This window comes from Candidatus Cyanaurora vandensis, from assembly GCF_013285555.1.
GTDB classification, from domain to species: domain Bacteria; phylum Cyanobacteriota; class Cyanobacteriia; order Gloeobacterales; family Anthocerotibacteraceae; genus Cyanaurora; species Cyanaurora vandensis.
Genome location: NZ_JAAXLT010000053.1, coordinates 1 through 20,989, shown reverse-complemented (window position 1 = coordinate 20,989; position 20,989 = coordinate 1). Strand labels below are relative to the sequence as shown.

At 55.3% G+C, this 20,989-nt stretch carries 21 protein-coding genes and 1 tRNA gene; 16 read left to right on the top strand and 6 right to left on the bottom strand.

All coding sequences use genetic code 11. The annotated features are described in order from the left end of the window. Positions 1–146: 146 nt before the first annotated feature. Positions 147–221, bottom strand: a tRNA-Gly gene (locus HFM78_RS03405). Positions 222–328: 107 nt separating this feature from the next. Here HFM78_RS03405 and HFM78_RS03400 point away from each other — a divergent pair. From HFM78_RS03400 to HFM78_RS03385, 4 genes are all read left to right on the top strand, one after another. Next, positions 329–1,408 carry a class I fructose-bisphosphate aldolase gene (locus HFM78_RS03400; protein ID WP_287128015.1) on the top strand — a complete coding sequence of 360 codons (1,080 nt, stop codon included), beginning with the start codon at positions 329–331 and terminating at the stop codon, positions 1,406–1,408. 27 nt (positions 1,409–1,435) lie between these two features. Then, positions 1,436–2,425 carry a zinc-dependent alcohol dehydrogenase family protein gene (locus tag HFM78_RS03395; protein WP_287128014.1) on the top strand — a complete coding sequence of 330 codons (990 nt, stop codon included), beginning with the start codon at positions 1,436–1,438 and terminating at the stop codon, positions 2,423–2,425. A gap of 4 nt (positions 2,426–2,429) precedes the next feature. After that, a complete protein-coding gene (locus tag HFM78_RS03390; protein WP_287128013.1) occupies positions 2,430–2,747 on the top strand; it encodes a hypothetical protein in 318 nt (105 codons plus the stop codon). 114 nt (positions 2,748–2,861) lie between these two features. Beyond that, on the top strand, positions 2,862–3,053 hold the full coding sequence (locus HFM78_RS03385) for a hypothetical protein (RefSeq protein WP_287128012.1): 192 nt from the start codon (positions 2,862–2,864) through the stop codon (positions 3,051–3,053). Here the strand turns inward: HFM78_RS03385 and HFM78_RS03380 are convergent. The 4 genes from HFM78_RS03380 to HFM78_RS03365 all read right to left on the bottom strand — a co-directional run bounded on the left by HFM78_RS03380 (position 3,050) and on the right by HFM78_RS03365 (position 5,956). Beyond that, the gene (locus HFM78_RS03380) at positions 3,050–4,180 is read right to left on the bottom strand and encodes a hypothetical protein (RefSeq protein ID WP_287128011.1); all 1,131 of its coding nucleotides are present in this window, start codon (positions 4,178–4,180) and stop codon (positions 3,050–3,052) included. The two genes, HFM78_RS03385 and HFM78_RS03380, sit on opposite strands and share 4 nt — an antisense overlap. Beyond that, positions 4,177–4,599 carry an SRPBCC family protein gene (locus tag HFM78_RS03375; RefSeq protein WP_287128010.1) on the bottom strand — a complete coding sequence of 141 codons (423 nt, stop codon included), beginning with the start codon at positions 4,597–4,599 and terminating at the stop codon, positions 4,177–4,179. The genes HFM78_RS03380 and HFM78_RS03375 overlap by 4 nt, the downstream gene beginning before the upstream one ends. Before the next feature lie 145 nt (positions 4,600–4,744). Next, complete coding sequence (locus HFM78_RS03370) at positions 4,745–5,434, bottom strand: pirin family protein (protein WP_287128009.1); 690 nt, start codon at positions 5,432–5,434, stop codon at positions 4,745–4,747. Positions 5,435–5,503: 69 nt separating this feature from the next. After that, a complete protein-coding gene (locus HFM78_RS03365) occupies positions 5,504–5,956 on the bottom strand; it encodes a MarR family winged helix-turn-helix transcriptional regulator (protein ID WP_287128008.1) in 453 nt (150 codons plus the stop codon). A 78-nt stretch (positions 5,957–6,034) separates the two neighbouring features. Between HFM78_RS03365 and proB the strand changes: the two genes are divergently transcribed. The 10 genes from proB (at position 6,035) to HFM78_RS03315 (ending at position 16,190) form a co-directional block, all read left to right on the top strand. Further along, positions 6,035–7,141: a glutamate 5-kinase gene (gene proB, locus HFM78_RS03360; RefSeq protein ID WP_287128007.1), complete on the top strand. Its 1,107-nt coding sequence runs from the start codon at positions 6,035–6,037 to the stop codon at positions 7,139–7,141. An 88-nt stretch (positions 7,142–7,229) separates the two neighbouring features. Continuing rightward, positions 7,230–7,667, top strand: a complete 438-nt coding sequence (locus HFM78_RS03355; protein WP_287128006.1) for a hypothetical protein — start codon at positions 7,230–7,232, stop codon at positions 7,665–7,667. Beyond that, positions 7,668–8,759, top strand: a complete 1,092-nt coding sequence (gene tgt, locus HFM78_RS03350) for a tRNA guanosine(34) transglycosylase Tgt (protein WP_287128005.1) — start codon at positions 7,668–7,670, stop codon at positions 8,757–8,759. A 213-nt stretch (positions 8,760–8,972) separates the two neighbouring features. Continuing rightward, the gene (locus HFM78_RS03345) at positions 8,973–9,599 is read left to right on the top strand and encodes a 1-acyl-sn-glycerol-3-phosphate acyltransferase (protein ID WP_287128004.1); all 627 of its coding nucleotides are present in this window, start codon (positions 8,973–8,975) and stop codon (positions 9,597–9,599) included. A gap of 10 nt (positions 9,600–9,609) precedes the next feature. Beyond that, entirely contained in the window at positions 9,610–10,350 is a 741-nt protein-coding gene (locus HFM78_RS03340; RefSeq protein WP_287128003.1) for a TerC family protein, read from the top strand. Between the two features lie 42 nt (positions 10,351–10,392). After that, a complete protein-coding gene (locus HFM78_RS03335; protein WP_287128002.1) occupies positions 10,393–11,091 on the top strand; it encodes a metal ABC transporter ATP-binding protein in 699 nt (232 codons plus the stop codon). Next, on the top strand, positions 11,075–11,881 hold the full coding sequence (locus HFM78_RS03330; protein WP_287128001.1) for a metal ABC transporter permease: 807 nt from the start codon (positions 11,075–11,077) through the stop codon (positions 11,879–11,881). Before HFM78_RS03335 ends, HFM78_RS03330 begins: the two co-directional genes overlap by 17 nt. A 35-nt stretch (positions 11,882–11,916) precedes the next feature. Then, the gene (locus HFM78_RS03325; RefSeq protein WP_287128000.1) at positions 11,917–12,129 is read left to right on the top strand and encodes a hypothetical protein; all 213 of its coding nucleotides are present in this window, start codon (positions 11,917–11,919) and stop codon (positions 12,127–12,129) included. 249 nt (positions 12,130–12,378) lie between these two features. After that, complete coding sequence (locus HFM78_RS03320; RefSeq protein WP_287127999.1) at positions 12,379–13,839, top strand: alpha-amylase; 1,461 nt, start codon at positions 12,379–12,381, stop codon at positions 13,837–13,839. 164 nt (positions 13,840–14,003) lie between these two features. Then, complete coding sequence (locus HFM78_RS03315; protein ID WP_287127998.1) at positions 14,004–16,190, top strand: VCBS repeat-containing protein; 2,187 nt, start codon at positions 14,004–14,006, stop codon at positions 16,188–16,190. 248 nt (positions 16,191–16,438) lie between these two features. Here the strand turns inward: HFM78_RS03315 and HFM78_RS03310 are convergent, their stop codons facing one another. After that, positions 16,439–19,342, bottom strand: a complete 2,904-nt coding sequence (locus HFM78_RS03310; RefSeq protein WP_287127997.1) for a VCBS repeat-containing protein — start codon at positions 19,340–19,342, stop codon at positions 16,439–16,441. Between the two features lie 140 nt (positions 19,343–19,482). Between HFM78_RS03310 and HFM78_RS03305 the strand changes: the two genes are divergently transcribed. Together HFM78_RS03305 and HFM78_RS03300 are read left to right on the top strand one after the other, a co-directional pair. Beyond that, the gene (locus tag HFM78_RS03305) at positions 19,483–20,235 is read left to right on the top strand and encodes a TPM domain-containing protein (protein ID WP_287127996.1); all 753 of its coding nucleotides are present in this window, start codon (positions 19,483–19,485) and stop codon (positions 20,233–20,235) included. Next, positions 20,235–20,989, top strand: a 755-nt coding sequence (locus HFM78_RS03300; protein WP_287127995.1) for an MFS transporter, incomplete at its 3' end; no start/stop codon positions are given. The genes HFM78_RS03305 and HFM78_RS03300, both read left to right, overlap by 1 nt.

The following is a 20,989-nucleotide window of genomic DNA, read 5'->3' as shown; positions in this document are numbered from 1 at the left end:
AACGTTAATCCCAAAACCTCAGTCATTTACGCCCTCACTTAGCTATTTGCTGTCTTTAAAATGAAACGACCCTGCAAGGACGACAATTAATTTTTTAGAAGGACGTTAATTTTCCAAAGGTGACAATTAATTTTTCAATGTATAAGTGGAGCGGACGATGGGACTCGAACCCACGACGTTCAGCTTGGGAAGCTGACATTCTACCGCTGAATTACGTCCGCAGTTCTCTTAAGATACCACAGTGTCAGTCTCTAGTGGCCCCAGTTACTAGGTTAGGAACCTCTTGGGCGATGGGCTAGCTTGGGAGCAGCGTCATTAAGGAACGACCATGACCCTTGCTCTTCCGGTTGCGACTCTGGAATCTTGGTTGGGGAGTGAGGCTGAGGACTTATTGAGCTATCGTGCCCGTGTGGCGAAAGAACTCTTGCACCTACCTGGACCCGATTGGATTGAGCGGATTTGGCTCCCTAGTGACCGTCCGCCCCAGGTCCTCCGTAGCCTCCAGCAACTCTACGGTACGGGTCGGCTGGCCCACACTGGCTATCTCTCAATCCTGCCTGTGGACCAGGGCATTGAGCATTCTGCCGGGGCTTCTTTTGGGCCCAACCCGATGTATTTTGACCCGGAAAATATTGTCAAACTCGCACTAGCGGCTGATTGTAATGCAGTTGCAACTACCTTGGGTGTGTTGGGTAGTGTGGCGCGTCGCTATGCCCACCGCATCCCCTTTATTGCCAAACTCAACCATAGTGAGCTATTGAGTGCCCCCAATCAGTATGACCAAGTGCTATTTGCTGGGGTGGAGCAGGCGTGGAACTTGGGGGCAGTGGCGGTGGGGGCGACGATTTATTTTGGTTCACCGGAGTCTACCCGGCAGCTCCAGGAGGTGAGTCGAGCCTTTGCCTTGGCCCATGAGTACGGTATGGCGACGATTCTCTGGTGTTATTTGCGCAACCCCTATTTCAAACAGGACCAAGACTACCATCTCGCCGCTGACCTGACCGGACAAGCTAACCATCTTGGCGTGACGATTGAGGCCGATATCATCAAACAAAAACTCCCCGAGACCAACCGGGGCTATGGGGCGGTAGCCAAGGCTCTAGGGAAGAGCTACGGCAAGACCGATGACCGGATGTATAACGAACTGACGACAGACCACCCCATTGACCTGACCCGTTATCAACTGCTCAACTGTTACGCGGGCCGGAGTGGGTTAATTAACTCTGGCGGGGCCTCGGGCAAGAACGACTTTGCCGAAGCTCTCCGTACCGCTGTCATCAATAAACGCGCCGGGGGTTCGGGGCTCATCCTGGGTCGTAAGGCGTTCCAACGACCTTTTCAGGAAGGGGTGGACCTGTTCCATGCCGTCCAAGATGTCTACCTCGCGCCAGAGGTGACCATTGCCTAGGATGATGGGGATGTGCTGGACTGACCCATGCGTGCTGTCCTCCTGAATGCCCCCGGCGGCGACGAGAATCTGCAACTGCAAACCGTCCCCGACCCAGACTGCGGACCCACCCAGGTCCTCGTCGAGATTAAGGCGGCGGGCGTTAACCCGATTGATACAAAACTACGTCAGCGCGGGACTTTTTATCCTGAAGCGATGCCCGCCATCTTGGGCTGTGATGGCGCAGGGGTGGTAGTGGCGGTGGGCCGGGAGGTGCGTCGGTACCGAGTCGGCGATGCGGTTTATTTTTGTCATGGGGGCTTGGGCCAAGGGGGCGGTAACTACGCCGAACTGATCGCTGTGGAAGAACACTGTCTTGCCCCTAAGCCCGCGAGTCTGAGTTTCCAGGAGGCCGCCGCTGTGCCCCTCGTCCTCATCACCGCCTGGGAAGCTCTCTATGACCGCGCCCAACTCGATACCCGGATGCGCGTCTTGGTCCACGCCGGGGCTGGGGGCGTGGGGCATTTGGCGATACAGTTGGCCCATTTGCGGGAGGCCCGCGTTTGCACCACCGTTGGTTCCCGAGCGGCGGCTGAATTCGTCACGGGGCTAGGGGCTGAGGAGATTATCTTTTATAAAGAAACCCCTTTTGTTGAAAAAGTGCTGGCTTGGACTGGGGGGCAAGGAGTGGATGTGGCCCTCGACACGGTGGGGGGCGCGGTCTTCGGGGAGACTCTCCGTACCGTTACCTATTACGGCGACTGCGTTACGCTCCTGCAACCCCCCGCCCTTACCTGGGAGGAGGCCCGCCGTCGTAACCTCCGTATTAGCTACACCCTTATGCTCACGCCGCAACTCGCTGGCCTCAAGGCGGTCCAAGCTTACCAAGCCGGACTCTTGGCCCACGCTAGTCAGCTTTTTGATACGGGCAAGCTTAGAATTCAGGTCAGCCATAGCTTCTCCCTCGCCCAGGCTGGCGTGGCCCATCGTCTCCTAGAAGCAGGTTCTATGATAGGAAAAATAGTTTTGGTTCCATGAACTGATGGTCTGTCCCCGTTGCGGCACCCGCCCTGTCACCCAGACCGCTTGCCCGACCTGCGGTCAAGTCCTCAAGGCCCGGGGTCATCCGGGGGTCAATCTCTATACGGCTCCGGTAGGAGAAGTCCTCTGTGCCACCTGCCACTACCATCTAGACCAGACCTGCGACCTCCCCAATTACCCCGAGGCCACGGAATGCACGCTCTACCGCGATAGTCGTAAAGCCTCTCGTCCTCCATTCACCTATCGTCCCCGGCAGTCCTGGGGCTGGCTAGTCTGGTTGGGATTGGTCGGGGTGAGCATAGCTTTGGCCCTACGGTGAGCTAAACGCATGAATAGTAAGCACCTACGGGCTTTACCGGATGGTCACGTCCTCAACAATTTTTTATTCTTAACAAAGAGTTGCAAGTAACTCAGTTCATAGCTGGAGGAAGGGATGGAGCGTCATGTGAAAGAGCCGATTTTTACGGTCTATCATACTGAGCAGGGTATCGAGTTACACGCCCAGTGTGACCGCTATCCCAATAAACAAATTCTCTGTGTTTTTGCCTCCTATGAATTGGCTCAGGAGTACGGCGGTTTTGCGGCGCGGCGTCGGCAACTGAATTTTAAGAATGCTCTCGCTTAATAATTTTTTGGTGCGGCAGGAGCCGTGGGCAAAGCCCGTTCCACTGCTGCCTGTTGGTCCCGGCGCGTCAACCAATGGTGATAGACCCCGGTATGGACTTGGACGCTATGGCCCATCATCGGGGCGACCAACGAACTATCGAGACCAAAGTGAATCGTTCGTACCGCCCAAGCATGGCGCAACAAGTAGGGATTAAAGGGTATGCGATAACGGTAGAACTGGGTGTTGACCCGCTTACCAAGAGCCTTAGCAGGCGTACCGGGGAGGACCGTGGGTAAGGTACTGGTCACTAGGGCAAATTGTTCCACCCACTCGGGATAAAAGGGCCAGGTCTCCCGTGCCCCAGTCTTGGTCTCCTGCCCTACCCAGAGGACGGACTGACCCGATTGGAGCGGGGTGAGGTCTACGCTGAAACATTCGTGGGGTCTGAGTCCGTAGGTTGCCATCAAGCCGTAGACTAGCCGCCAGTGGGGGTTGGGGATGCGCTGATACCATTGGGCAATTGTGGCATCGTCGGGCAGTTGGCGTGGTACCTGTTGACGTTGGTTATAACTACCGCGATAGCGACCTAAATCACTGGCATCCAAACCCACAAATAGCAAGAATTGCCGAAAGGCGGTGCAAGCCAGTTGACGGCCTCTAGGTTGCGCGGGGACTTCGCGGAGGGTTCGTTCAATCAGGGTTTTGAGATCTAGATGCGGGTAAGCCGTAGCGGTGCGGGTGAGTTGGTTGAAGTAGGGCACATAGGTGGATTGGAGGGTACTCAGACTGTAGCCCTGCTCGGTTAAAAAATAGTCTCGAAAAGCTGCCAGTTGTTCGCTTAGGGGACGTTCCGGGAGTGGTTGCTGCCGTTTCAAGTAGGGGGTCCAATCAAAAACCCGCCGCGCTAAGTCGCCACCAATTGTTTTCGCCAGAGCTTCGGCATGTTTCAAACCCTCGGCACTGGCGTAGGTACCCAGCGCGAGCCATTGTTGATAGGCAGCAGTCCGAGTTGAACCCGGTCGGGGCGGGAAAGTCGCCCTAAGCAATAACCGTTGCTCCTTGCGATAGACCCGGACCCCAATGCGAGCGAGCTTCAGCCGTTGGTTACACTGGGCAATTTTGAGGTCCATCCGGTCAAAGGTCATGACGTTGGGTTTCTGGTTTCAGCTAGCTGTTTTAGGTTTTCCATAACGCTAGGTAGCACGGCTTGAAATTGTCTACCCAGAATTCGTGAAAATAAAAAAGCTAAGGGACCTTCAAATGAAATTTCATGGGTAAAGTAAGTACCATTAGTTCGGTCACTAAGATAACGATATACATTCAAACGACAAAATGGCAATTGACAGGTGAAGGTATAACTTTGTTTCAAATTCAGTTGCGAAATAGTAAAGGTGGAGACTGAGCCTGTCTTAGCGGTCAACTTTCCCCGCGCTCCCAAGACAAAAGAGCCTTCCAGATGTGCATTACGAAGTTCAGTATCCCATGCTGACCAATTTTCCACATCAGCCCAGATGGCCCAAATAGCTTCTGGTGAAGCAGAGGTTTTGAGGGTGTGGCTGAACATTACAGCATTGCCTCGTCTAGATTCGAGTTGCGGATAAGCATGGCTAGGTTCTTTATCTCACGGTTTCCGGTCCTTTCTCGTATTTTATAGCCTTAGAAAGGGTGGGTCGGGTAGTTAGGTCTCACGACCACGACCCACGCTGTAACTAAGCTAGGTCAAAGATCAGAACCTCGGCGGCGTCAATACCTTCCAGTACCACTTCATCACTAATTTGGGCGGCGTCTCCGGCTTGGAGGGACTGACCATTTACATTCACCGTACCTCGGGCGATATGGACCCAGCGGTGACGGTTGGGGCGTTGGGGATGGGTAACGGTTTCACCCAGTGCCAGAACAGTGACATATAAATCCAGGTCCTGATGGATAGTGACAGACCCCGCCCGCCCCTCTTGACTTGCCACCAAGCGCAACTGACCCTGTTTCTCGGCGAGGGGGAAAGCTTGCTGTTCGTAGCTCGGCTTGAGTCCTTGGGCCGCAGGTAAGACCCAGATTTGGAGGAGGTGTACGGGATCAGTGGTCGAGGCGTTGTACTCACTGTGGGTCACGCCCGTCCCGGCGGTCATGCGTTGGACTTCACCGGGGGTAACGATGGCCCCGTTGCCGAGACTGTCCTTGTGTTGGAGGCTCCCCGCTAGTACATAGGTCAGGATCTCCATGTCCCGGTGACTGTGGGGGGGGAAACCCTGGGCTGGGGCAACGCGGTCCTCGTTGATGACCCGGAGGGCACGAAAGCCCATCTGCGCCGGGTCGTAGTAATTGGCAAACGAAAAGGTGTGGTAACTGTCAAGCCAACCGTGGCGGGCATGACCGCGCTCTTGAGACCGTCTGACTAACATAGTTTACTCCAGTCAGGATAAATATAGTTTAACATTAAACTATTCAAAAAGAGAAATTTCAATATTAAATTAGTTTGCTGAATCTAGCCCGAGCTTTTTACATAGCTGGGCCAGTTGCTCCTGTTCCGTTGAGGACAGGGGGGAAAGGTTTGCCACGACGCGCTCCACATGGGCCGGGAAGAGTTGCTGGATCAGGCTAGAACCCGTGGCGGTGAGGTGGACACTAATGAAACGGCGGTCGGTGGTTCCTCGTTCCCGTTGGACCAAGCCCCGCTTTTCCAAGTTATCCACGACCAGCGTGATATTGCCGCCACTCTTGAGCAGTTTCGCCCCTAGGTCCCGTTGACACAGTGGCCCGAGGTGCCAGAGGGCCTCAAGGACCCCGAACTGACTGACGGTCAAATCGGCTTGGGCTAGAGGGCGGTGGATACGCGCACTTAGGGTCTCGGTCGCCCGGACCAGCTTGATATAGGCGTCGAGGGCCAAGGTTGCGGCGGCGGTGCCCTGATAATGTGTTCCCATGGTTCAGAGCTAAGTGATTTAATATTATACTACTTAACTCTGAACAGTTTAAGTGAGGAGCAGGATACTATTAAAACGATGACAAATTTGTTGGTTGTTAAAGTTGGGACTTCCACGCTGACCGATGGACGCACCGGGCGATTACAGTTGGGGCGGTTGGCGGAGTTAGCTCAGACCTTAGCCGCGATTCAACAGACTGGGTGGCAGGTAGTTCTAGTCTCTTCGGGGGCGATTGGGGTAGGGGCGGAGCGGTTGGGGCTCAAGGAGCGGCCCACGACGGTTGCCCTGAAGCAAGCGGCGGCGGCAGTGGGCCAGGGACTGTTGATGAGTTGGTATGAGCAGTTCTTTCGGGCGAACCACTGCACGATTGCTCAAGTCCTCTTGACTAGGAGTGACTTGGCAGAGCGTAACCGTTACCTCAATGCCCAACGCACATTCCAGGCCTTGTTGAGTCTCGGGGTTATCCCGATTGTTAACGAAAATGACACCGTGGCAGTCAATGAACTGACTTTTGGTGATAACGATACGTTATCGGCATTGGTGGCGAGTCTACTCTCGGCGCGATTACTGGTATTGCTGACCGATGTGGCGGGGTTTTATTCGGCTAACCCGCGTCTTGACCCCACGGCCCGCTTGATTACAGAAGTAGACCGTATCTCGGCGGAGATGTTGCAGCAGGCCACCCGTGGCGGGAGTGGTTGGGGGACGGGGGGGATGAGTACCAAGCTAGAGGCGGCCCGGATTGCGACGCAAAGCGGGGTCACGACGATCATCAGTGATGGTGCCCAGCCCCAGAGTTTGCGGGATCTGGTGCAGGGTAAACCCGTCGGGACCCGTTTCAACCCCCAGCCCCAGTGCACCCCCTCGCGTAAACGTTGGATTGCCTACGGGTTGGTGCCCAGGGGACGGCTTTTTTTGGACCCCGGGGCGGTGGTGGCGGTCCTCAACAGACAAAAATCCCTCCTCCCGGCGGGGATTACCCAGTTGGAGGGCGAATTCCAAGACGGGGACCTAGTGTATCTCTGTGACAGTCAGGGCCGGGAGTTAGCGCGGGGGCTGGTGAACTATAGCAGTCTGGATCTACAGCGCATTTTGGGTAAACAGACGACTGAAATTCAGCAGCTATTGGGGGATATTGAACTCCCGTCTACGGTGGTCCACCGCGATAATCTGGTGCTCAGCTAGGGGTAACTAACTTGCGGTTGCCTAAAAACTGATGAATAATAGTGGGGAATCTACGCCGCCGTGCGTATCCCATCTTCAGGTATGGCCCATGACCCATAACGCTCCCTCCTTGGCCCCCTGCATTATTGATGCTGGCATTGTTGTGAACAAACGGGATATGTTGCGCCTCCTGGAGGACTTGGGGCGCGTTAGTTATGAAGAGATCCGTCAGGGGCAGGTGTACCGCCGGGGTGAAGGTTACGTGATGGAAGTTTACTGCGACCCCTCCTGCGCCACTGTGGTCGTCAACCGGACGCTTTACCTCAATGTCAATAGTTTTGATTATTTAGAGTTGGACGCACCTGAAAACGAGCGACCCCGCTTCAACCTAGTCCTAGACGGACGTATCCTTTCCCTACGGCCCCTCTCAGACCCAATCTCAGAGCGCGAAGAAGAACGACAGTCCGAAGTCCATACCCCGACCCGCGATGTCCTCTCGGATGTGGTCCTGACCGACTGGGACGAGGACGACGAAGTGGACCTTTGATTGGGCTTTGAATTCACTATTCTCAAAAATTGTCCTGAGACCCTAGCGCGGGCGGGTATTTTTAGGACCCCCCACGGTGAAGTCCCGACCCCGGCGTTTATGCCCGTGGGGACGCTGGCGACGGTGAAGACGATTAGCCCGCAGCAGTTAGCCCAGACTGGGGCGACGATGGTTTTAGCCAATACCTACCACCTCCACTTGCAACCGGGGGAGGACATTGTGGCGGCGGCGGGGGGCTTGCACCGGTTCATGGGTTGGTCGGGTCCGCTCTTGACGGATTCAGGGGGGTATCAGGTTTTCAGTCTGGACCAGATGCGGACCCTGGATGATGATGGGGTCACGTTTCGGGCACCCAGTGGGGACGAGGTACGTTTTACCCCGGAGGTGGCGACCCGGATCCAAAATACCCTGGGGGCCGATGTCATCATGTGTTTCGACGAATGCCCCCCAGCCCAAGCCACCCACGCTGCCGTGCAAGTGGCCGTAGAGCGGACCAGCCGTTGGGCCAAGCGGTGTCAGATGGCCCACCAACGCCCGGACCAAGCCTTATTTGGGATTGTCCAAGGGGGAGTTTATGCAGACCTGCGGGCACAGTCAGCCCGTGAACTAGTGGCCCTTGACTTTCCGGGTTATGCCATCGGCGGGGTGAGCGTGGGTGAGGCTCCAGAGCTAATCCGCGCTGCCGTGGTTCAGACTGCCCCGCTATTACCGTCCGCGAAACCCCGTTACTTGATGGGCATCGGCACTTACCGCGAACTAGCCCAGGCGGTCGCCCAGGGAATTGACCTCTTTGATTGCGTCCTGCCCACCCGTTTAGCCCGTCACGGAGCCGCCTTGGTCCAAGGGGAACGCTGGAACCTCAAAAATGCGCCGTTTCGCCGGGACTTTAGCCCCCTAGATGCCACTTGTCCCTGCTACACCTGTCAGACTTTCAGCCGCGCCTATCTGTGTCATCTGATTCGGACCCAGGAAGTCTTGGGCTTGACCTTGCTTGCCATCCATAATGTGACGGAGTTGGTCCGGTTCGTCCAGAAGTTGCGGCAGGCCATACTCGACGGTTGTTTGACCGAAACCTTCCCGCAGTACCGTTAGGTGGAGGCTGGCCTCTGGGGGGCCAAAGTCCAGCGGACCGGATACTCAGCGTGGGGGCACGCCACAGTTAGCTAGAGCGCACATTAGCAACTGTCCTACCCAGCGTTCGGAGTCAGTCGGTAAACCCTTACATTTAGGGCAGTAAGAGCAAATCCGATGTCCTACATTTCGCCCTGGCTGTCCACGCTGCTCAGACCCATTCACAGCCTGTTCATGTTCCTCTACTTCGACGTACACCTGCACGGTACGGAGCACCTCCCGACGAGAGGACCGATTATCCTAGCCCCGGTCCACCGCTCCCGCTGGGATGCCTTTGTCACCTATTGCCTATTCCCGCGCCGATTACTGCGCTTCTTGACGACCCAGGATGAGTTTGTCGGGTTGCAGAGTTGGTTCATGAAACGCTTAGGAGCCTTCCCAATCAACACCCAGCGGCCCAATGCCTCGGCGGTGCGCCATTGCCAGGAATTGGTCTTGGCCCAACAGGTCTTGGTCATCTTCCCGGAAGGCAACCTGTACTACTACGCCCCCGACGAAGTCCATCCCCTCAAACCGGGCGCGGCGTGGCTCGCCCTCAGTTGTCAAAAAGAAGCTCCTGAGCTAGATTTACCCGTCATCCCTGTGCGCTATGTCTACTCAGACCGGGTTTTACGGTTTCGCAGCCGGATTGAGGTCTATGTCCAAGCCCCACTCAAGGTCCGCGATTACCTGTCCTTAGCTCCCAAAGAAGGCATCCGTCAACTGACAGCGGATATCCAACGGGCTTTGGGCGATGTCGTCAACGAGACTCCCCCTGACCTGCGGACCCAGGCACAGACTAAACTAGAGAAATCGTCTTGAAGAGAGACCCATGGATTTTGTGTGGCAGCAAGCGGGGCAAGTGCTGCAAAACATCACGAATTATCAGTTCTCAACGGAGGACATCCCGTTGGTGCTGACCTTGATCCTCTTAGAAGGGGTCTTGAGCTTTGACAATGCGGCAATCTTGGCAGTGATGACGAGTAAGTTACCCAAAGAAGAACGGGCTAAGGCCCTCACCTATGGCTTGGTCGGAGCCTACACGTTCCGGTTTTTGGCGGTGATCTTCGCGGCGGTCCTCCTCTTGATTCCAGAGACTAAAATCATCGGCGGCGGCTATCTCGTCTATTTGTGTGTGTCCCACTTCTGGCGTAAAAAACAGGCGCAGGATGCAGCGGGCTCAGCGATGGAAGTCCCGGTTTTTACTTTCCTGGGCTTGAGTCCTTTTTGGAGTACGGTGGTCAGCGTCGAATTTGCCGATGCTGCCTTTGCCATTGACCAGATCCTGGTGGCGATTGCCTATACCGATAAATATCTCTTGATCCTGGTGGCCTCGGTCTTTGCGATTCTTGCCCTCCGCATCTCAGCTATGATCCTCACCCGCGTCCTGGAGTGGTTCCCGTCCCTGGAAGAAATCGCCTATCTGGTGGTGGGTCTGGTGGGGATCAAGCTCTTGGTAAGCTACTGGGGGGTGGAGGTCCCAAAAACAATCTCCATTACCCTGACCCTGGGGGCTTTTTTAATTCCCATCTTCGTCAAACTAATCCTCGACCGCGTCAAGCCTACCAGTTAGCATTTTTTGTGCAAGAATGAGAATAATTCTCGTTTAAAGCCTGTGTTTGTCCTCAGTCTTAAAAACGTCACCGTAGACCGGGCGGGGGGTCCGGTCCTCAAAGACGTAAGTTTTACGGTCCAGCCGGGGACGCTGTGTGCCTTGGTTGGTCCCAATGGCGCGGGTAAGACGACGCTCCTCAAGGCGGTCCTGGGGCTGGTGGCCTACCGGGGGCAGATCCGGGCGGTGGGAGACCTAGGCTACATCCCCCAGGCTTTGCGTCCAACGGAACCTTTCCCGCTTACAGTCCTGGAACTAGTGGCGGCGGGTTGTCCCCGGCGGTCTTGGTGGTGGCCGGCGGCTTTTCAGGGGGCCAGTCTGGCGGCTCTGGACCAAGTGGGGATGGCCCATCTTGCCCAGCGGCCCGTGGGGAAACTCTCTGGGGGGGAGTTCCAACGGGTCCTCTTGGCCCACGCGCTGATTGCTGAGCGGCGGATATTACTCCTGGATGAACCGACGACGGGCTTGGACAGTACCGGGATTGATGATTTATTTGAATTGCTGGCGCGGTTACGTGGCGACGGGGTGACGATGTTGATGGTCTGTCACGAGTTGAGTTGGGTCACGCGCTGGGCGGATTGGGTGGTCTGTCTCAACCAGCGCGTCATCGCCCAAGGTAAGCCCCTGGTCGCCCTCTCTGCTCATAACCTAGCCTTGGCCTATCCGGGTCGTCCGCCTGGGGGCTATGGCGAACTTAATTGACCTGCTCCAGTATCCTTTTATGGTCCGGGCTTTGCTGGGGGCGGTGTTGCTCGGGGTGGTCTGTCCGCTCCTGGGGACGCTAGTTATCCTCAAACGCATGGCTTTTTTTGCGGATGCGGTGGCCCATTTTGCCCTGCCGGGAGTCGTGCTGGCCCTAGGGTTGGGGTGGTCGGTGGGAGGTTTTTTGACGGGCTTTTGTATGGCGGCGGCCCTGGTGATCCTTTGGGTCAAGAACCAGACGGCTCAAGCTGCCGATACCGTGTTAGGGGTTTTCTCCGCGACTGCCATCGCGTTGGGGGTAGTCCTGCTGAGTTGGTTGCCGGGCTATCAAGGGCAGGTCTGGGCTTTTTTGTTTGGGGATATCTTGGCGGTGGGCTGGGTGGACCTAGGCGTATTGCTGGGGTTGGGCGGGTTGGTGGTGGCATTCATGATATTCACCCTCCAAGCGCAGGTGTTGATTAATTTCCAGCCGGACCTAGCCCGGGTCCAGGGATTTGCGGTGGGGGCGATTGAGATAGTTTTTGTCCTGTTATTGGCGGGGGTGGTGGCGACGGCAATTAAGCTCGTTGGGGCCTTGTTGGTCACGGCATTCCTCGTCATCCCGGCGGCTTTGGCCCGCAATGTGGCGAAAAGTTATATCCAGATGTTACTGATTGCGCCGGTGGTCGGGGTGGTCGGGGCAGTGGTGGGGATAGTAGCCTCGGCGGTCCTAAATACGCCCTCGGGACCGATGATGGTTCTAGTCCAGGCTGGGTTATTCCTGGGTTCGCTGGTGGTAGTCCGCAAATAGCGGGGATTAAACTGGGAGAAAGAATGAGGACGGTCATGACCCGTGGTTTCAGTTTCGGCTTTGGCTGCAATCCCTTTGACCAGAATTTCGGCTTCTGCAACCCAGAACCGCTCTCCCGCAAGGAACGCCTCCAACGCAAAGTCCGCTTCTTGAAAAGGCTGCGCGATGATTTAGAAGCTCGTCTAGCCGGACTCAACGCCAGTATCAGCACCATCGAACGGCAGTTGAGCGAAGAGGACGTGGCGTAGTCATTAAACTGATAAACCGCTAGATCCGTTCAAGACCTAGCAGCACTGGCTCCCAGACCCAACCGCCGCCCCGACTAGCAGCATAGGGGAGCAAGAATATTAATGATGCTCTTCTTGCCTTTTTCGCCTTGGTCCCCCATTAACCTGTGCCCGTCAGGGTATGGGGCGGAAGGGCCGCTGAGCTTTTTCAGCATAAATTTTTTAGAGTAAGATTCTACTGAGCGAACATCAATTTTATGGAGTAAATCTGTGTTTAAAAACGGTGTAATTTTACAGTTTTTTCAATGGTATATCCGGCCTGACGGTACGCACTGGCAGCATCTCAAAGCCGAAGCTCAATCCTTAGCCCAGGCAGGATTTACCGCCCTTTGGTTGCCGCCTGCTTATAAAGGCTCGGGTGGAGAGGACGATGTGGGCTATGGCGTCTACGACCTGTTTGACCTGGGTGAATTTGACCAGAAGGGCTCGGTCAGGACTAAATATGGCACGAAGGCTCAGTTACTTATGGCAGTTCAGGAAGTTCAGGCTTACGGGATGCAAGTTTACGCTGATGTAGTCTTTAACCACAAAGACGGCGGCGACAAAACCGAGGAAATATGGGCACAGGAAATGGACTGGAATAACCGTAATAATCCCCAGAGTGACTGGTATCCCATCCACGCCTACACCCATTTCACTTTCCCAGGGCGCAAGGACCAGTACTCCAGTCATCAATGGCATTGGTGGAACTTCGATTCGCTCTGTTACAACGCCGACACGGGACGGGTGGATAAACTTTACCGGATTAAAGACTGCGATTACTGTACCGAGGTCAGCCCGGAAAAAGGCAATTTCGATTATTTAATGGCCTGTGACCTGGATATGAGCGATGAATTTGTGCGTGGCGAGTTGATGTACTGGGGCCGCTGGTTCGTGGACACGACGGGCGTGGATGGCTTTCGGATTGATGCAGTGAAACACATCCGCTCGAGTTTTTTCCGGGATTGGCTCAATCATTTACGGGTTCATTTTGGTGGACGTGAACTTTTCAGTGTGGGCGAGTATTGGTCCCGCAATATTGACGAACTGCACAATTACATCATCCAGACTGACGGAGTAATGTCGCTGTTCGATGTGCCCTTACAGAGTAAGTTCCATCAGGCGAGTCGGGCGGGGGGTCACTTCGACATGGGGCGTATTTTTGAAGGTACGCTTGTGAAAGAGCATCCCCACCTTGCCGTCACCTTTGTCGAAAACCACGATACCCAACCGCTCCAGATGCTCGAAAGTGTGGTTGAGTCCTGGTTCAAACCCCTAGCCTACGTGCTGATTCTGTTGCGACGAGACGGTTATCCCTGCGTCTTTTATGCAGATTATTACGGGGGGCATTATTTCGATAAAAACATCGAAATCTGGCTAGACTCGCACCGTGAAATATTAGATAAGCTGCTTTGGGCACGTCACGCCTATGGTTACGGCGACCAAGTGGATTATTTTGACCATCCCGATGTTATTGGTTGGACCCGGCTGGGCGACACTGAACATCCCGGCGCGATGGCAGTCATCCTCAGCGACGGTCCCGAGGGTAACAAATGGATGAATGTCGAGCGGCCCAACGCTAGTTTCCGCGATATCACGGGTCATGTCCCCGAAACCCTGCGCACGAACCAAGACGGTTGGGGGAACTTTATCTGTCGGGGCGGCTCGGTCTCCGTCTGGCTCCAGAACTAGGCATAGCCTGAGTCTTGCCGTTTATTGCTGAAGAGTCCCCCTAAGTCCCCCATGAAAACGGGATCTAGGGCAGATTCTCTTAGGAAAGCTTTTACGGTTGTTATGGGATATCCCGGGCCATTTACTCCAGGTACTATCGCAGTAAGCTTCTCCCAGGTAAACCCATGTTTTTGCTGCCGCGCTTACCGTTATCCCTGAGTTTGAGCCTGGGTCACACTGCTTTGCTGATGGGTCTAACGGTACTCGCCCTACCACCCGCGCCAGTTCAAGCCCAGTTTGTTTTCAACAGCAACCAAAGTTTTGAGTTATTTGCTGGCCCTGAAGAAGCGACAGCCGGAGACTTGGACGGCGATGGAGACTTGGATCTTGTTTTCACAGTAGTTAATCGTGGTGGGTATTTCATCAAAGTGATGCAGAACGACGGCAAGGGTCAGTTTACTGCCGGTCAGGACTTATCTACCGTTGATTATCCAAGCTCTCCCGTTCTAGGTGATTTAGACCAGGATGGTGACCTCGATCTTGTGGTGACTGAGTCTACAGGGGTAGCGGTTCTCAAGAACAATGGGGATGCGACCTTTACTACGCCCCAAAGATTGGCGACAGGGAGTAGTAGGTATTTAAGTGACTTAGCCATAGGGGATTTAGACGGTGATGGCGACCTCGATCTCGCCGGTACGAGCACCAACGGCACGGTCTCCATACTCAAGAATAATGGCAATGCTACTTTTGCCCCTCCCCAAAATTTTCTAGTTAGCAATAGCCCAAATGAGGTTGTAGTTGCAGATTTTGACCAGGATGGCGACCTCGACTTAGCCACGGCTAACCGTTATGACGACAGGATTTCTGTCCTCAAGAATAACGGTCAAGGTACCTTTGCAGCGAGTCAAAGCTTTGCAACCGGGGACAATCCAACCAGCTTGACTGCTGGAGACCTAGACGGTGATGGCGACTTGGACTTGGTGACCCTTGATTTATTTAGCGATACGGTCTCTGTCCTAAAGAATAGCGGTCAGGGTACTTTTGGTGCGCCCCGGAGCTTTGTGACCGGGACTCATTCAACCGCCTTGACCCTCGGCGATTTAGACGGCGATGGCGATCTTGACCTAGCGGTAGGGAATAACAATGACACAACTGGACTTAGGAACAATGGCAGAGGCTTTTTCGCGGCTCCCGTCATTTTGTCACCCAGCGGTTATCCAGAATTTGTGCTGGCGGGCGATGTAGACAACAATGGTGACCTTGACCTTGTGGTGGGTAATTCGTCCTCATTTATTGTGCTGAAGAACCGGGGTAAGTTGAACTTCGTATTACCTCGGGAATTTGCGGCGGGTGAGGGGCCAAGGGATTTAGAGGTAGGTGACTTTGACGGGGACGGGGATAACGATATTGTTGCGGTCTCCTACAGTACAGCTACTATCTCGGTCTTGAAGAACAATGGCAAAGGAATCTTTACGCCCCCTCAAAGCTTCAGTGGAGGAGATAGTCCTGCGTACATAGCCAGCGGCGACCTGGATACCGACGGCGACCTGGATCTTGTTGTAACCAACCTCATCACTGACACCATCGCAGTGTTAAAAAATAACGGCAACGGTACGTTCACCCCGCCCCAAAATTTCTTCGCAGGAGATGGACTGGGCTCACTGGTGGTGGGGGATGTAGACAGCGACGGCGACCTTGACGTGGTAGCCACAAATTTCGTCGGTACCCGGCCTGATAATGGGGCCATCTCTGTCTTAAAGAATGATGGGAACGGTACATTCTCAGCCCTGCAAAGCTTCCAGACGGGCTATGCCCCAACCTCGCCGGTCATTGGGGATTTAGACCAAGATGGTGATCTTGACATTGCCACAAAAAATTCCGTGTCGTACTTCTCCTATTTTCCTTACATCTCCGTACTCAAAAATAACGGGAATGGTGTCTTCTTAACTCCCCAGACCTATGCGACCTACCAAGGCAATACCTTGGCAATCGGGGACTTGGACCAGGCTGGTGACCTTGACCTTGCGGTAGATAGCTTTGAGGAGGGCGAAGTTGAGATATTGAAGAATCAAGGAGACGGTACCTTTAATACTTCCGATGATGTAAACGTTGGCTCCTATCCTAGCGCGGTGACGATTGGGGATCTAGACGGTGATGGCAAGCTAGATCTCATTGTGAGTTTTGGCAATAGAATCACGCTTGTGCAGAATGAGGGAGACGGTGTGTTCGCTGACCCGCAAGGCTTTGTGGTGACAGGCTCCAATCTTGCGGTGGGAGACCTAGACAACGACGGGGACCTCGATATCCCTGTAACTAGTTATCTCAGTGACACAGTTACCATCTTGAAAAACTTGACCCCGTTGTCACCCTAACTTTAAGAGATCCCCCTAGCCCCTTTTCAAGGGGAAAAAGAGTCTACTTGCGTTGCCCTGTCTAGATAAGTTAAGTAATTTGTTTATTAAGTCCAAGCTCTGAAACCCAGTCCTAGGTGAAAAATCTACATAATCATGAACGATTTGAGCCTTCCACATGCTTAGCTCTTCAAGTCCCCTTTTTTTAAGGGGTATTGAGAGGGACCTCTTCGGCCTTGGTCCCCCACGAGTGGGGCGGAGGGGCCTTCTTAATTGGGAGCCGGAGGATTGGGAAACAGGAAGCTAGTGATAAAGATATAAGTGTCCATCTCCCAGACGCCAGTTGCGCCCGTCCCTGAGTTGCGCCAGAGCAGATCGCTCTGTCCATCCCCGGTAAACTCCGCCGCGCCAATCAGTTGCCATGTCAGATCCGTAACGGGTGGGAGGAGGAAGGCTTGGGCATAGAGGTAGCTGTTCATCTGCCAGACCGCGTTCTCGCCGGTGGTGTAATTGCGCCAGAGCAAGTCGCTCTGTCCATCCCCGGTGAACTCTCCCGCCCCGACTAACTGCCAAGCCGGGTCCGTGACCACCGGGAGGAGGAAGGCTTGGACATAGGTGTAGCCGTTCATCTGCCAAATCGCGTTCTCGCCCGTCTGGTAATTGCGCCAGAGCAGGTCAGCCTGCGCGTCCCCCGTGAACTCCCCCGTCCCGGCGAGTTGCCAGTTGAGGTCCGTCACTGTACTAATCCCAAACCCCGAAACATAGGTCGTCCCGTCCATCTGCCAAATCGCATTCTCGCCGGTCTGGGCATTGCGCCAGAGTAAATCCGGTTTCCCGTCGTTGGTGAAATCCGCCGCTCCTACCCATTGCCAGTTTGTATCTACCACTGGGTCTAGGAAAACTTCGCTGCTGAGGATAGCCCCGTTCATTAACCAGACCAGGTTTTGACCCGTAGTGTAATTGCGCCAAAGCAAATCAGCCTGTCCGTCTTGGTTAAAATCCGCCGCCCCGACCTGCTGCCACCCAAAAACCCGGATTGCCTTAGGGAATTGGGGCAGGGCAGTGGTCAAGACTGAGAGCGTATTGGTGCCGCCGCTGACGGTGACGAGATCGAGGTCGCCATCGCGGTCCAAGTCCCCCGTCGCCAAACCATAGGCTGCCTGGGCTGTGGCGTAGTTCCGGGCCGGGAGGAACGTTGCATTACCGTTGTTGAGGACCACCGACACACTGTTGAAAGCACCGTTGGCAGTCAGCAAGTCCAAGTCCCCGTCCCGGTCTAGATCTACTGAAGTCAAAGCTAGGGGTCCAGCGGCAAGGGGTACTTTTTGGGCTGGAGCAAAGGTCAAGCTGCCCAGGTTGGTCAGCACCGATAAATTGTCGGAATAGGTATTAGCCGTAATTACTTCTAGGTCGCTGTCCCCATCCAGGTCGCCAATTCTGATGGCAGCCGGTCCAACCCCGACGGCTAGGTTACGCGCCAAGGTAAAAGTACCACCGTTATTACGCAGGATGGAGGCGGTATTAGCAAGACTATTGGCGGTGGCAAGGTCGAGGTCTCCGTCCTGGTCCAGGTCGCCCAAGGCCACACCGTAGGGACCCAGGCCAACGACTGTGTTCTGAGCCGCCCCAAAAGCCCCCGCACCATTGTTCAAAAGAACTGAGACATTATCGGAGAAACTGTTGGCGGTGACGAGATCCAAGTCGCCATCCCCATCCACATCTCCCAAGACCACTGCCGCTGGACCCAGCCCGACGCTCAGGTTCTGTGGGAGGGCAAAAGTCCCATTGCCACTGTTCAATAGGACCGAGACGTTATCGGAGAAGTAGTTAGCTGTAATGAGGTCTAGATCACCATCGCCGTCCACATCTCCTAAAGCCACGGCGTAGGGATTGAGTCCTACGGCGAGGTCCACCCTAGGGGCAAAGCTCCCTTGGCCTAGATTCAACAGGACTGATACATCATTGCTGTAGCTATTGGCAACCACGGTATCCAGGTCGCCATCGCCATCTAAGTCCCCGACTACCACCGCCGCTGGACGGACACCGACGGCAAATTGAGGCGCGCTGACAAAGGTGCCATTGCCCCGGTTGGTCAGGAGCGAGACATCATAGGAGTTGAGGTTCGCCGTCACCATCTCTGGGTCGCCGTCACCATCGAGGTCGCCGAGGACGAGGCCGCCGGGGTTAGCTCCCACCGGCAGGGTCGCGAGCAAACTGAAACGCCCGAGGGTATCATTTCGCAAGACCGAGACTGTATCGGCAAAAGCGTTGGTGTTGACGATTTCGCGGTCGCCATCACCATCCAGGTCGAGTATCCCCACGCCCCTAGGCCGTTGCCCCGTATGGGTACTTTGGGCGGTCAAAAAAGTACCGTCGCCTAGGTTGAGTAGGGCGGAGATACTATTTGCGTCATAGTTCGCCGTTACGACATCTAGATCGCCGTCATTATCAAGGTCGCCCACAGTGAGGGCCACGGGACCCAGCCCGACAAAGGAATTGCTGGTGAGGGTAAAAACCGCGCTGCCATTGTTCCTGAGGAATGAGAGGGTATTGGAATTCTTGTTGACCACCACGAGATCGAGGTCGCCATCGCCGTCTAGATCGCCCGTGCTGACGGCTTGGGGACTATTCCCCACGGCGAGGTTTTGAGGGGCAACGAAACTACCACTGCCGTTATTTTTGAGGACCGAGAGGGTATTTGCCCCGGCGTTGGCGGTGATGAGGTCGCGGTCGCCGTCGCCATCTAAATCCCCCAAGGCCACACTGACCGGAGCTGTGCCCGTGGCTGCAAATTCTGGCGCACCAAAAGTAGCGTTACCGTTATTGCGGAGGAGAGCGACGGAATTGAGGTCTAGATTAGCGGTGAGGATATCCTGATCGCCGTCGTTATCTACGTCGCCCACGACGACAGCAACAGGTGTTTTTCCGGTGGTAGCAGTCTGGACGGGTGCGAAGGCATCGCCCTGATTGAGCAAGATCGAGACGGTCCGGGTATTGGGTGTGGCGGTTACGAGGTCTAGATCCCCGTCGTTATCCAAGTCTCCGGTCGCCACGGCGTAGGGGCTAGTCCCGACGGTGAGATTACGAGGAGCGGCAATCTGGACTTCAGCTTGAACTACCGCCGCTAGGGTCAAGGATAAGGTCAAGGCCAACCGGGTTAACTTACGCCGCATCCATCTGCTCCTGACTTGGTGACTAGTGAATAATCCCTTGACTCAAAAAATACCCCATCTAACTTAGCCTAACCACGAACTTCGATAATAACTCCGTGGGTCGGCTATGTTAACGTGTCAACAAATGTAAAGCTTGGCCCATGAAACCCTGGTTACTACTTTTGTGTCTGGCCCTGAGCGGGGATATCTTGGCTCAGACCCTACCCCAGCCGGTACGCCCGGTGGTAGACCTCGTGGGTACGGTAGACCCGGTTTCACGCAGAACCTTGACGGGACAGATTACACGGTTAGAAACTGAGACCAATTGGCGGGTGCGGGTCTTGGTCCAACAGAACGAGACTCCCGGCAAACAAATCAAGACCTACTGGGGACTCAATGAGCGTTCGGTGTTGGTTGTACTAGATCTCAAACAGACTAACCCGCTTTTCTTTAATGTCGGTACGCAGGTACGGGCGAAGTTGCCCCGGACCTTTTGGCAGGAACTCCAGTCGCGCTATGGCAACCAGTATTACATCGGTGAAAACGGTCGGGGTAAAGCGTTGGTGTCGGCAGTGGGGGCGATTGACCAGTCCCTGCGCCAAGGGGGACGCGCTACGGTGCCGGGGTTATCAGGGGACCACTGGTTGTTGACCTTTGCCTCTAGCGTGCTGGGGGGCTTGGTGGTCGGGTTCGCCTGTCATCCGCGCCGTCCGGGGGAAGTCTGGCATTGGCCCGGGCTAATGTTCTCAGCCCCTCTATGGTCCATCTTGTTCCTGATTTTTGGGCTGGGGGTGGTCTTGGTGCGGACTGCGGACTGGGTGCCCGTTTTGCAGAATAGCGCGGGGTTCTTGGTGGCGGCGGGAATTGCCTTTTTGGTACCCACCCCCCAGCGGGCAGAGCCGGATTCTCGGTAGTGGTTGAACTCAAAGCTTATTTTGCCCTGCTGCGCTCGCCCCTGGGTTGGCTGTGGGTGAGCCGTGCCCTTTCGGATATTGGCGACAGTATTCATCTGTTGGCGTTTAATTGGTTGCTGGTGGAGCGCACGGGGTCGGCCCTCGCCGTAGTGACGGCCTCGACGCTTTGGTTGGGGGGGCAGGTAGTGGCGGGGTGGCCGGGAGGCCGCTTGGCGGATCGTTTCCCGCCGGTGCGGGTGTTGCAGGGAACTTATTTACTCCATGCCTTAGTGATTGGGGTCTTTGCCTTGGGGAGTCAGCAGTGGCCCGTGGGTTATTTTTATGCCCTGGCTTTTGGGCTGGGCTTGCTCGGGACCCCGCTTGACCCGGCCTCCCGGGGGTTGCTGGTCGCTCTTTATCCTGAACGGAGTCAATTGACCGTAGCGAATGGGCTTTTAGCGACGGGGACGGCGGTGGCTCAAACCTTGGGTCCGGTGGTGGGGGGGCTGGTTTTTAGCCTAGTGCCCCTGGGTTGGGCCTTTGGGGTGAATGCAGTGAGTTATCTGGGGGCGGGGTTAGGATTACTTGCCGTCCCTTTAGTGGCTTCAGTCCCGGGGGAAAAAGTCCCGCCTTCGGATTGGCGGACGCAGCTGCAACTGGCCTTGGGATTGGGGGGAGTGCTGGGTCCGGTCTGTCTTTTTGCCTGGGGGGTTGCGCCTTTGTTGACGGCTCTGTTGCCCTACTACGTGGTGAGTCGGGCAGGGACCGTGCTGGA

What these genes read in the sequence shown, in the direction of transcription:
- HFM78_RS03400 (WP_287128015.1), top strand. Translation starts at nt 329, where the DNA reads ATGACCCTTGCTCTTCCGGTTGCGACTCTGGAATCTTGGTTGGGGAGT.
- HFM78_RS03395 (WP_287128014.1), top strand. Translation starts at nt 1,436, where the DNA reads ATGCGTGCTGTCCTCCTGAATGCCCCCGGCGGCGACGAGAATCTGCAA.
- HFM78_RS03390 (WP_287128013.1), top strand. Translation starts at nt 2,430, where the DNA reads ATGGTCTGTCCCCGTTGCGGCACCCGCCCTGTCACCCAGACCGCTTGC.
- HFM78_RS03385 (WP_287128012.1), top strand. Translation starts at nt 2,862, where the DNA reads ATGGAGCGTCATGTGAAAGAGCCGATTTTTACGGTCTATCATACTGAG.
- HFM78_RS03380 (WP_287128011.1), bottom strand. Translation starts at nt 4,180, where the DNA reads ATGACCTTTGACCGGATGGACCTCAAAATTGCCCAGTGTAACCAACGG.
- HFM78_RS03375 (WP_287128010.1), bottom strand. Translation starts at nt 4,599, where the DNA reads ATGTTCAGCCACACCCTCAAAACCTCTGCTTCACCAGAAGCTATTTGG.
- HFM78_RS03370 (WP_287128009.1), bottom strand. Translation starts at nt 5,434, where the DNA reads ATGTTAGTCAGACGGTCTCAAGAGCGCGGTCATGCCCGCCACGGTTGG.
- HFM78_RS03365 (WP_287128008.1), bottom strand. Translation starts at nt 5,956, where the DNA reads ATGGGAACACATTATCAGGGCACCGCCGCCGCAACCTTGGCCCTCGAC.
- proB (WP_287128007.1), top strand. Translation starts at nt 6,035, where the DNA reads ATGACAAATTTGTTGGTTGTTAAAGTTGGGACTTCCACGCTGACCGAT.
- HFM78_RS03355 (WP_287128006.1), top strand. Translation starts at nt 7,230, where the DNA reads ATGACCCATAACGCTCCCTCCTTGGCCCCCTGCATTATTGATGCTGGC.
- HFM78_RS03345 (WP_287128004.1), top strand. Translation starts at nt 8,973, where the DNA reads ATGTTCCTCTACTTCGACGTACACCTGCACGGTACGGAGCACCTCCCG.
- HFM78_RS03340 (WP_287128003.1), top strand. Translation starts at nt 9,610, where the DNA reads ATGGATTTTGTGTGGCAGCAAGCGGGGCAAGTGCTGCAAAACATCACG.
- HFM78_RS03330 (WP_287128001.1), top strand. Translation starts at nt 11,075, where the DNA reads ATGGCGAACTTAATTGACCTGCTCCAGTATCCTTTTATGGTCCGGGCT.
- HFM78_RS03325 (WP_287128000.1), top strand. Translation starts at nt 11,917, where the DNA reads ATGACCCGTGGTTTCAGTTTCGGCTTTGGCTGCAATCCCTTTGACCAG.
- HFM78_RS03315 (WP_287127998.1), top strand. Translation starts at nt 14,004, where the DNA reads ATGTTTTTGCTGCCGCGCTTACCGTTATCCCTGAGTTTGAGCCTGGGT.
- HFM78_RS03310 (WP_287127997.1), bottom strand. Translation starts at nt 19,342, where the DNA reads ATGCGGCGTAAGTTAACCCGGTTGGCCTTGACCTTATCCTTGACCCTA.
- HFM78_RS03305 (WP_287127996.1), top strand. Translation starts at nt 19,483, where the DNA reads ATGAAACCCTGGTTACTACTTTTGTGTCTGGCCCTGAGCGGGGATATC.